Source organism: Sphingomonas silueang (assembly GCF_040049155.1).
GTDB classification, from domain to species: domain Bacteria; phylum Pseudomonadota; class Alphaproteobacteria; order Sphingomonadales; family Sphingomonadaceae; genus Sphingomonas; species Sphingomonas silueang.
This window is the reverse complement of the sequence record NZ_JBDZDK010000059.1, coordinates 1-10,116: the sequence shown is the minus strand read 5'-3', so window position 1 is coordinate 10,116 and position 10,116 is coordinate 1. Positions and strand designations below refer to the sequence as shown.

The 10,116-nt window shown below is 69.4% G+C and carries 10 protein-coding genes; 5 read left to right on the top strand and 5 right to left on the bottom strand.

The window, feature by feature from the left end; translation table 11 throughout:
* The first annotated feature begins 203 nt into the window (after positions 1-203).
* The 3 genes from ychF to ABLE43_RS22665 all read left to right on the top strand — a co-directional run bounded on the left by ychF (position 204) and on the right by ABLE43_RS22665 (position 3,115).
* Positions 204-1,304 (top strand): redox-regulated ATPase YchF, encoded by a 1,101-nt coding sequence (ychF, locus tag ABLE43_RS22675; RefSeq protein WP_348980229.1) that lies wholly within the window; start codon positions 204-206, stop codon positions 1,302-1,304.
* 69 nt (positions 1,305-1,373) lie between these two features.
* Positions 1,374-2,630, top strand: a complete 1,257-nt coding sequence (locus ABLE43_RS22670) for an alkaline phosphatase family protein (protein ID WP_348980228.1) — start codon at positions 1,374-1,376, stop codon at positions 2,628-2,630.
* Between the two features lie 38 nt (positions 2,631-2,668).
* The gene (locus ABLE43_RS22665) at positions 2,669-3,115 is read left to right on the top strand and encodes a MaoC family dehydratase (RefSeq protein WP_348980227.1); all 447 of its coding nucleotides are present in this window, start codon (positions 2,669-2,671) and stop codon (positions 3,113-3,115) included.
* Positions 3,116-3,117: 2 nt separating this feature from the next.
* On the opposite strand, the gene ABLE43_RS22660 is transcribed toward ABLE43_RS22665, so the two are convergent.
* From ABLE43_RS22660 to petA, 5 genes are all read right to left on the bottom strand, one after another.
* Positions 3,118-3,846 carry a hypothetical protein gene (locus ABLE43_RS22660; protein ID WP_348980226.1) on the bottom strand — a complete coding sequence of 243 codons (729 nt, stop codon included), beginning with the start codon at positions 3,844-3,846 and terminating at the stop codon, positions 3,118-3,120.
* Positions 3,847-4,338: 492 nt separating this feature from the next.
* Positions 4,339-4,887 (bottom strand): adenine phosphoribosyltransferase, encoded by a 549-nt coding sequence (locus tag ABLE43_RS22655; protein ID WP_348980225.1) that lies wholly within the window; start codon positions 4,885-4,887, stop codon positions 4,339-4,341.
* Positions 4,884-5,750: a cytochrome c1 gene (locus ABLE43_RS22650; protein WP_348980224.1), complete on the bottom strand. Its 867-nt coding sequence runs from the start codon at positions 5,748-5,750 to the stop codon at positions 4,884-4,886. Before ABLE43_RS22650 ends, ABLE43_RS22655 begins: the two co-directional genes overlap by 4 nt.
* 10 nt (positions 5,751-5,760) lie before the next feature.
* The gene (locus tag ABLE43_RS22645) at positions 5,761-7,071 is read right to left on the bottom strand and encodes a cytochrome b (protein ID WP_348980223.1); all 1,311 of its coding nucleotides are present in this window, start codon (positions 7,069-7,071) and stop codon (positions 5,761-5,763) included.
* Between the two features lie 11 nt (positions 7,072-7,082).
* Positions 7,083-7,643, bottom strand: a complete 561-nt coding sequence (gene petA / locus ABLE43_RS22640) for a ubiquinol-cytochrome c reductase iron-sulfur subunit (protein ID WP_348980230.1) — start codon at positions 7,641-7,643, stop codon at positions 7,083-7,085.
* A 432-nt stretch (positions 7,644-8,075) separates the two neighbouring features.
* On the opposite strand from petA, the gene ABLE43_RS22635 reads away from it, so the two are divergent.
* On the top strand, positions 8,076-8,744 hold the full coding sequence (locus ABLE43_RS22635) for a peptidylprolyl isomerase (protein WP_348980222.1): 669 nt from the start codon (positions 8,076-8,078) through the stop codon (positions 8,742-8,744).
* A 13-nt stretch (positions 8,745-8,757) separates the two neighbouring features.
* Positions 8,758-9,786, top strand: a complete 1,029-nt coding sequence (gene queA, locus ABLE43_RS22630) for a tRNA preQ1(34) S-adenosylmethionine ribosyltransferase-isomerase QueA (RefSeq protein ID WP_348980221.1) — start codon at positions 8,758-8,760, stop codon at positions 9,784-9,786.
* The last annotated feature ends 330 nt before the right edge of the window (positions 9,787-10,116 follow it).

Here is a 10,116-nt window from a genome sequence, read left to right as displayed (position 1 = left end):
CCCCCACCCGGCCACCCACAGCGTATCCTGAATGGGTGGCCGGGTGGGGGAGCGGGCCGGTACCGCCCTGATCCGGCGTTGCTGGATCAGACTCTAGGGACGCCGGAGGGACGCCGGGCGACCGGCGCAACGCGCGACGGCTGGCCTTCGGACCGCGAAGCGGCTAAGGCGCGGCGTTTCCATCATCACCGGGATTGCGCCAAGTGGGTTTTCGCTGCGGTATCGTCGGCCTGCCGAATGTCGGCAAGTCCACCCTGTTCAACGCGCTGACGCAGACGCAGGCGGCACAGGCGGCCAATTATCCGTTCTGCACGATCGAACCGAACGTCGGCAACGTCGCGGTGCCCGATCCCCGGCTCGACGCGCTGGCCGCGATCGCCGGATCGGCGCGGAAGATCGAGACGCAGCTCGCCTTCGTCGACATCGCGGGGCTGGTGCGCGGCGCGTCGAAGGGCGAGGGGCTGGGCAACCAGTTCCTCGGCAACATCCGCGAGGTCGATGCGATCGTCCATGTGCTGCGCTGTTTCGAGAATGACGACATCCAGCATGTCGACGACCGGGTCGATCCGATCGCCGACGCCGATACGGTCGAGACCGAGCTGATGCTCTCCGACCTCGAAAGCCTCGAGAAGCGCGTGCCCAACCTCGCCAAGAAGGGTGCGCAGGGCGACAAGGAGGCGAAGGTCGCCGCCGCGGTGCTCGGCCGCGCGCTCGACCTGCTGCGCGAGGGCAAGCCCGCCCGCCTGACCGAGATCAAGGACGAGGAGGAGCAGCGGCTGTTCGCACAGGCGCAACTGCTGACCGCGAAGCCCGTCCTCTACGTCTGCAACGTGAACGAGGAAGACGCCGCCGAGGGCAACGCGCTGTCGGCCAAGGTGTTCGCCAAGGCCAGGGCGGAGGGCGCCGAGGCGGTCGTCGTCTCGGCGGCGATCGAGGCGGACATCGCGACGATGGACCCCGCCGACCGCGCCGAGTTCCTGTCCGACCTCGGCCTCGCCGAAACCGGCCTCGCCCGCGTGATCCGCGCCGGTTACGCGCTGCTCCACCTGCTGACCTTCTTCACGGTCGGCCCCAAGGAAGCGCGCGCCTGGACCGTATCGGTCGGTGCCAAGGCCCCGCAGGCGGCGGGTGTGATCCACAGCGATTTCGAGCGCGGCTTCATCCGCGCCGAAACCATCGCCTATGCCGATTATGTCGCGCACAAGGGCGAGAGCGGCGCGCGCGACGCGGGCAAGCTGCGCGCGGAGGGCAAGGAATATGTCGTGCAGGACGGCGACGTGATGCTGTTCCGCTTCAACGTCTGACCGGCCACATCGCTGTCATCATCGGGGGTTAGCGTGCCGTACCCCCGCCCCCTTGCGCGAGAAACCGTCATGCGCCTTCCCGCCCTGTTCCTCGGCCTCGCCGCGCTTGCCGGTTGCGCCGCCACCCCGCCGGTCCGCCCCGCCGCCGCCGTCGCGGCGGAAGCGGGGCAGCCGGTCACGATCCTGATCGGCGTGGACGGGGCGCGGCCCGACTATCTCTCGCCCGCGCGCACGCCCAACCTCTCGCGGCTGGCGGCGGAGGGCGTGTCGGCGAGGATGCAGCCGTCGTTCCCGACCAAGACCTTCCCGAATTTCTGGACGCTGGCGACCGGCGTCCGGCCCGACCGCAGCGGCATCGTCGGCAACACGATGGAAGACGCGGCGCGCCCCGGCGAACGCTTCACCATGGAGAGCGAGGACCCGTTCTGGTGGAACGCGGCCAAGCCGATCTGGGTCGCCGCCGAGGAAGGCGGGGTGCGCAGCGCCACCATGTTCTGGCCGGGCAGCAGCGTCGGCTGGGGCGGCAGCGGCAGGGCCGATCACGGCGTCTATGCAGGGGAGAAGCGCCCGTCGGACTGGCAGGCGTTCGCCGCCGCGATCCCGGCGGAAAAGCGGGTCGACGCGGTGGTCGACTGGCTCCGTCGCCCCGCCGCCACCCGGCCGCAGTTCCTGACGCTGTATTTCGACGACGTCGATACCGCGGGCCATGCCAACGGCCCCGCCGCGCCGCAGACGCGCGCGGCGATGCAGCGGGTCGATGCCGCGATCGGACGGTTGCAGCGCGAGATCGCCGCGCTCGGCCTCACCGCCAACCTGATCGTCGTCGCCGACCACGGCATGGCCGCGACCGATCCGGCGCGCACCGTCGCGCTCGACCGCGTGGCGCCCGCGGGCAGCTACCGGGTGATCGAATCCGGGCCCTATGCCACGCTGCAACCGATGCCCGGACAGGAAGCCGCACTGGCGGCGGCGCTGACCACGCCGGTGCCGCACATGCAATGCTGGCCCAAGGCGCAAGTCCCGGCGCGGCTGCGCTACGGCACCAACCCGCGCGTGCCCGCGTGGCTGTGCCTCGCCGATATCGGCTGGCTGGTCCTGCCGACCGTGCCCGAGCGGGGTCGCCCCGGCGGTGCGCACGGCTATGACGATGCCGCCCCGGAGATGCAGGCGATGTTCGTCGCAGGCGGTCCGGCGTTCCGCGCTGCCGGGCGGCTGCCCGCGTTCCGCAACACCGCGATCCACCCGCTGCTGCGCCGCATCCTGAAGCTGCCCGCCGATCCCTCGCTCGACGGCGATGCGAGCGTGTTCGACGCGGCGCTGCGCTGAGCGGTTGCACGGGATCGGTTTCCCGGCGAAACGGACCCATGCGCTATTTCGAGGATATCGCGGTCGGCGAGACCGCCCGCTTCGGCCGCTATGCCGTCACCCGCGACGAGGTGCTCGACTTCGCGCGCCGCTATGACCCGCAGCCGTTCCACCTGTCCGACGACGCGGCGGCGCAGACCCATTTCGGGCGGCTGGCGGCGAGCGGCTGGCACAGCTGCGCCATGGCGATGGCGATGCTGGTCGAGCAGATGACCGCCGATCCGGTCGCCAGCCGGGGTGCGGCGGGGATCGACCGGTTGCGCTGGCGGCGACCGGTGTATCCGGGCGACACGCTGACCTGCGAAACCGAGATCCTCGACAAGCAGGTCGCACCCGGCCGCGACGATATCGGCCGGGTGCGCAGCGCGCTGACGGTGCGCAACCAGGCGGGCGAGGCGGTGCTCACGCTGGTCGCGCTGCTGCTGATCGCGACCCGCCCGCGCTGAGGTCAGTCGCCGCGACGTCCGCCGCGCGGGCCCCGCGCACCGTCCGGTCGGCCACCCTCGGGCCGGCCCCAGCCACCACGCCGGAGCGCGCCGGGGGACGCGCCCTCGGGCCGCTGCCAGCCGGGACGCCCGGTGCCCGGCGTCGCGCCTTCGGGCCGACGCCAGTTGCCGCGTCCCGCGCCGTCCGGGCGTTGCCAGTTGCCCCGGCCTGCCCCGTCGGGACGCTGCCAGTTGCCGCGCCCGGCATCGGGCGTTGCGCCGTCCGGACGTTGCCAGCCGGGGCGACCGCCGGGCAGCGGCGACTGGCTGCTGCCGCGCGGCACGTTCTGGAAGCCGGGGCGACGGTCGAAACCGGGGCGGCCATAGCTGCCGCGCGGACGATCCCAGCCGTCCCAGCGGGGCCGGTCGAACCGCTCGCCGCGCCATGCCCCGCGACGGCCGAGCCAGTAGTTGCGCTGGCGGTCGTTCCAGCGGAACGGGCGGCGATAGCGGTCATAGACGTAATAGCCGGTGCCCGGATAATAATAGTCGCCGTACCAGCCCCAATAGGGATCGCCGAACGCGCCGAAGCCGCCGCCGCCGAACCCCGGCCCGCCATAATATCCGTCGTAATAGCCGCCCGTGCCATAGCCGAGCGACACCCCGCCATAGCCATAGTCGCCATAGGTACAGGCCGAGACGCCCGCCCCTGCCGCGATCGTCAGCGCGATCATGCGTAGCCGGTGGATCATGCGAATGCTCCCGAACCGCGATCCGCCCGCAGGCGGCGCGTATGATGAATGGAAACGAAATCGAAGCCAGCGCGGTTCCGGTCCGGTCGGGACGGCGGAAGTTGGCGAAGGTTGCACGGCGTAGTGGCATGGCCGCGCTGAATAGGGCGTGAATACAGCGCGAAGGCGGGACGCACGCGCGCGGAAGCGGGCGGCGTGTCGCCACAGGGCAGGATCAGGAGGCGCGGACGTTGCATCGGTCGCACATCGCACGGCGTCGTGGGTGTAGGACGGTCGCAGCCCATTGCCCCGCGACGTGCCGCCTCATGCCAGGCGCGTCCGTGGTGTTCTCGATCGATGACCCCATCCGCTTCGTCACCCCGGACTGGTTCCGGGGTCCACCCAGCCGCACGCGCATCGATAGAGGCGCGAACCGCACCGATTGTCGAGCCGTGGACCCCGGAACCGGTCCGGGGTGACGGAACGGCTGGCAGAGTCGATCCGCCCCCGCGCTCAGTCGCCCGGAAACGCGGTCAGCGCCGACACGCGCAGCCCCTCGCGTCGCAGCGCGTCGGCGCCGCCCAGATCGGGCAGGTCGATCGCGAACGCCGCCTGTTCGACCACCGCCCCCGCCTTGCGCAGCAGCCGCACCGCCGCGCGCGCGGTGCCGCCGGTGGCGATCAGGTCGTCGACCAGCAGCACCCGCGCGCCGGGCGTACAGGCATCGGCATGGATCGTGATCCGGTCGGTGCCATATTCCAGCGCATAATCTTCGGCGATAGTCGCGCCGGGCAGCTTCCCGTCCTTGCGCACCAGCAGCACACCCGCCCCGAGCGCCAGCGCCACGGCGGGCGCGAACACGAAGCCGCGCGCCTCGATCCCCGCGACCAGATCGACCGGGCCGTCGACCATCGCGACCATGCCGTCGACCGCAAGCCGCAGGCCCTGCGGGTCGAGGATCAGCGTGGTGATGTCGCGAAACCGGATGCCGGGCTTCGGAAAGTCCGGGATGGTGCGGATGCGCCGGGCGATGTCCTGCCCGGCGTCGATCGTGTCGATCAATGCTTCATGCCGCGCCAGATGTTGCGATAGGCACCGAAGGCGAGGCCGGTGAAGATCAGCAGGAACAGGATGGTCGCCACCCCCCAGGTGTGGCGCGTCTCCAGCTTCGGCTCGGCGGTCCAGGTCAGGAACGCGGCGACGTCCTTGGCCATCTGGTCGACGGTCGCACGGGTGCCGTCCTGATACTGCACCTGGTCGGTACCGGTCAGCGGCGGGGCCATGGCGAGGTTCAGCGTCGCGAACCACGGGTTGTAGTGCAGCCCCTGCGGCGTCTTGGCCTGCGGGAATTTCTCCAGCAGCTCGGCGGGCTGGCGGCGATAGCCGGTCAGCAGCGAATAGACGTAGTCGGGGCCGTCGTCGCGCGCCTTGGTCATCAGCGACAGGTCGGGCGGGACCGCATTGTTGTTGGCCGCGCGTGCCGCCACGTCGTTGGCGAACACCAGCGGGAAGCGGTCCGACGGCAGGTTCTTGCGCGTGGCGGGCTCGCCCGTCTCCGGGTTGATGCTCGGCTGTTCGATCTGCCATTCGGTGGCGATCGTCTTCACCTGCCCCTCGTCATAGCCGAGTTGCTGGAGATCGCGGAACGACACCAGCCGGATCGAATGGCAGGCCGAGCAGACTTCCTTGTAGACCTGGAACCCGCGCTGGAGCTGCTGCTTGTCGAAGGTGCCGAACAGGCCCGCCGATTGCAGCCCCGCCTCACGCGGCTTCTGGTGGAACTCATGCTCCGCCGATGCCTCGGGCGTGTCGTGGATCATGCCGCCGACGGTCGAGAAGATGCCGAGCAGCAGCGCGAACAGGAAGCCTGCGCCGACGACGAGGTTCAGGTTGCGGGCGAGGAAACGGGAAGCGAAGGAGAGCATCGGGTTTCCCTTACTCGGCCGCGGCCGGGGTAGCGTGACCATGGGCGGCGGTCTGCGCGGGCGAGGTGCCGCCTTCGCCCTTCAGCACCGCTTCGGTGATCGAATTGGGCAGCGGGCGCGGACGCTCCATCGCCGACACGATCGGCAGGATCACGAGGAAGTGCGCGAAATAATATCCCGCCGCGATCTGGCTGAAGAGCACCGTCGTCGGCGTCGCCTCCGCCCCGCCCAGATAGCCGAGCAGCAGCACGTCGAGCAGCAGCACGATCAGGAAGATGCGATAGGTCGGGCGGTAGTTGGCCGACTTGACCGGCGACTTGTCGAGCCACGGCAGGAAGAACAGCAGCAGGATCGAGCCGAACATCGCCAGCACGCCCCACAGCTTCGCCGGGAAGATGAAGTCGACGGTGAACGCCTTCAGGATCGCGTAGAACGGCAGGAAATACCATTCGGGCACGATGTGCGCGGGCGTCGAGAGCGGGTTGGCCGGGATGTAGTTGTCCGGATGCCCCAGCAGGTTCGGCGCGAAGAAGATCAGCGACGCGAACACGATCAGGAACACGCCCAGCCCGAAGCCGTCCTTGGCGGTGTAATAGGGGTGGAAGGGGACCGTGTCCTGCTCGCCCTTCACCTCGACGCCGGTCGGGTTGTTGGAACCCGGAATGTGCAGCGCCCAGATGTGGAGGATGATGACCCCCGCGATCACGAACGGCAGCAGATAGTGGAGCGAGAAGAAGCGGTTGAGCGCGGCATTGTCCGGCGCATAGCCGCCCAGCAGCCACACCCGCACCGTCTCGCCCACGCCGGGAATCGCCGAGAAGAAGCCGGTGATGACCTGCGCCCCCCAGTAGCTCATCTGCCCCCACGGCAGCACATAGCCCATGAACGCGGTGGCCATCATCAGCAGGAAGATGACGACGCCGAGCAGCCACACCATCTCGCGCGGGGCCTTGTACGACCCGTAATAGATGCCGCGCGCGATATGGGTGTAGACGACGATGAAGAACATCGACGCGCCGTTGGCATGGGCATAGCGCAGGAACCAGCCCGAGGGCACGTCGCGCATGATGCGTTCGACCGAATCGAACGCGACCGCGCCGTTCGCCGCATAATGCATCGCCAGCACGATGCCGGTGATGATCTGCACCGCCAGCGCCGCACCCGCGAGCACGCCGAAGTTCCAGAAATAGTTGAGGTTGCGCGGCACCGGATAGCCCGCGCCGATCGCGTTGTATGCGAGGCGCGGCAGCGGCAGGCGGCTGTCGATCCACTGCATGACCGGATTCTTCGGCGCGTAATGCTTGGCCCAGGGGAAGCTCATCGTCTCTCTCCTCAGCCGACCGTCACGACGGTGTCGGACGTGAAGGTGTATTCCGGCACGTGCAGGTTCTGCGGCGCGGGGCCGGAGCGGATGCGCCCGGCGGTGTCATAGGCGGAGCCGTGGCACGGGCAGAAATAGCCGCCGAACGGGCCCTTGTTCTCCCCCTCGCCCGCGCCCAGCGGCACGCAGCCCAGATGGGTGCAGACGCCCAGCGTGATGAGCCAGTTGTTCTTGCCGGTCTTGGTCCGCTCCTCCAGCGTCTGCGGATCGCGCAGATCGGACAGCGGTACCGCATTCGCCTCGGCGATTTCCTTCGGCGTCAGGTTGCGCACGAACAGCGGCTGCTTGCGGAAGGTCGCCTTGATCGCCTGTCCCGGCTCGATCGCCGACAGGTCGATCTCGGTCGTCGACAGCGCCAGCGTGTCCGCCGCGGGCGACATCTGGTTGATGAGCGGGAGCGCGATCACGCCCGCGCCGACCCCGGCGAAGGCCACCGCCCCGATCGAGAGATAGTCGCGCCGACGCGGATTCTCGGGCGAACCGTCCAGCGCGGCGGTGCCGCCTGCGGACATGGGTTGATCGTCGCCAGTCGCCATTCAACAGCCCTTGTCACCGGGCGCGCGGGAACGCGCCCTGAAGCCCCTCTCCGGCGCGCCCGCTTGCTCGGGTGGCGTCGCCGGACCGAGACGGTTTTCCGTCCAGTCTTGCCGACTGATAGACGGCGGGGGGCGGCTTTGCCAACCTTCTTTCTGAAGCCACGATTCGATCTGCGCACGCGGATGCCGCACCGGCCAGTGCCGGGCGAACAGCGCCCCGCGCTGTTCGGATCATGCCGGGGGCATGATCGACCCGACCCTCCCCCACCCGACCACCCCCAAGCGTATCCTGGTTGGGGGAGCGGGCCGGTGCCGCCAACGGAAGCGACGTTCAGATTGGCGCAAGCGGCGCTTTGGTCTATGCAGCGCGCCAACCTGCCCTCGCTTCAAAGGCACACCGGGAAAACCATGCGTCTTTTCGCCCTGTTGTTCGCGTTCCTCGCCTCGCTCGTCGCCCTGCCCGCGGGCGCGCAGATCATCGACGTGCCGGGCCGCGCGCCGCCGCCCGCCACCACCGACGCGCGCAACCTGTGGATCCTCGACCTGTCGAGCGGCGGGCGGGTGACGGTGTGGCTGCGCCCCGACGTCGCGCCCAAGATGGTGTCGCGGATCAAGACGCTGACCCGCGAGAAATTCTACGACGGCCTGACCTTCCACCGCGTGATCGAGGGGTTCATGGCGCAGGGCGGCGATCCGGCGGGCGACGGCACCGGCGGATCGAAGCTGCCCGACGTGGAGAAGGAGTTCAACTACCTGCCCCACGTCCGCGGCGCGGTGGCGGCGGCGCGCGCGGCGGACGAGAACAGCGCGAACAGCCAGTTCTACATCATGCTCGCCCCGCGCCTTGCGCTCGACAAGAAATATACGGTGTTCGGCCGGGTGATCGACGGCATGCAATATGTCGACACGATCGAGCGCGGCGAGCCGCCCGCGAACCCGACGCGCATCCTCCACGCATACATCGCGTCGGACAATCCCCCGCCGTACCGGGCCGAGGCGCCGGTCGCCCCGCTGCCCGCGAGCGTCGCGCCGCTGCCCGCGGGTCCGCGCCGCACCCCGGCGCCTGCCCGGAAGTGACCGTCGGCGACTGATGCACGTCGATCTGTTCGATTTCGAGCTGCCGAACGACCGGATCGCGCTGAGGCCCGCGACGCCGCGCGATTCGGCGCGGATGCTGGTGCTGGACGGCGCGGCGACGCTCGACCGGGTCGTTACCGACCTGCCCGCGTGCCTGCGTGCCGGCGACCTGCTGGTGTTCAACGACACCCGGGTCATCCCGGCGCAGCTCGACGGACGGCGTGGGCGTGCGACGATCGGCGCGACGCTGCACAAGCGCGAGGGGCTGCGGCGCTGGCGCGCGTTCGTGCGCAACGGACGGCGGCTGCGCGAGGGCGACACGATCGATTTCGGCGCGGGCGTCTCCGCCACCGCCGCCGACCGGGGCGAGGACGGCAGCTTCGTGTTCGACTTTCACGGGCAGGAGCCGGTCGAGCTGCTGCTGGAGCGCGCGGGCCGCATGCCGCTGCCGCCCTATATCGCGGCGAGGCGCGGCGGCGCGGATGCACGCGATGCCGAGGATTACCAGACGATGTTCGCGCGGGAAGCAGGCGCGGTCGCCGCGCCCACCGCCGCGCTGCACTTCACGCCCGCGCTGATGGCGGCGCTGACCGCCGCGGGGATCGGGCACGAGACGCTGACGCTGCACGTCGGCGCGGGCACCTTCCTGCCGGTCAAGGCCGAGGATACCGACGACCACCGGATGCACGCCGAATGGGGCCGGATCGACGCCGCCACCGCCGATCGGCTGAACGCGGTGCGCGCGAACGGCGGCCGGGTGATCGCGGTCGGCACCACCAGCCTGCGCCTGATCGAAAGCGCCTGCGACACGGACGGGCGGGTACAGCCGTTCGAGGGCGACACCTCGATCTTCATCACCCCCGGCTACCGCTTCCGCGGGATCGACGGGCTGGTGACCAACTTCCACCTGCCGCGCTCGACGCTGTTCATGCTGGTCTCGGCGCTGATGGGGCGGGAGCGGATGAAAGACGCTTACGCTTATGCCATTGAGAATGGCTATCGGTTCTACTCCTACGGGGACGCGTCGCTGCTGCTTCCGTAGAGTGGTTCTCATTACGTCGCGGTGGGTGACTGGTGGGAAGGCGTTCTAGGAAAAGCCGCCATAGACCCCTGCGGAAGACCGGTCAGGTGTACCTCGTTTGGCCGCTATTGGGCCGGTAGCGGACTAGCAGCTTCGAGAAATTAAGCGCGCCAAACTGCCGTGCGGCGAGCCCAGTTCCCTCGCTCGGGCGAATGTTTCGGCGCGGCGCTAGAGGCTGTTATGGACTTGTAAGCGGGGCTGATTCACCCGTTATTGAATGAGCATTTGCCGCAAGCCGTATCCCTCTGATGTCAGCGAGGAGGAATGGTCGCTGGTGGCGCCGTACCTGCT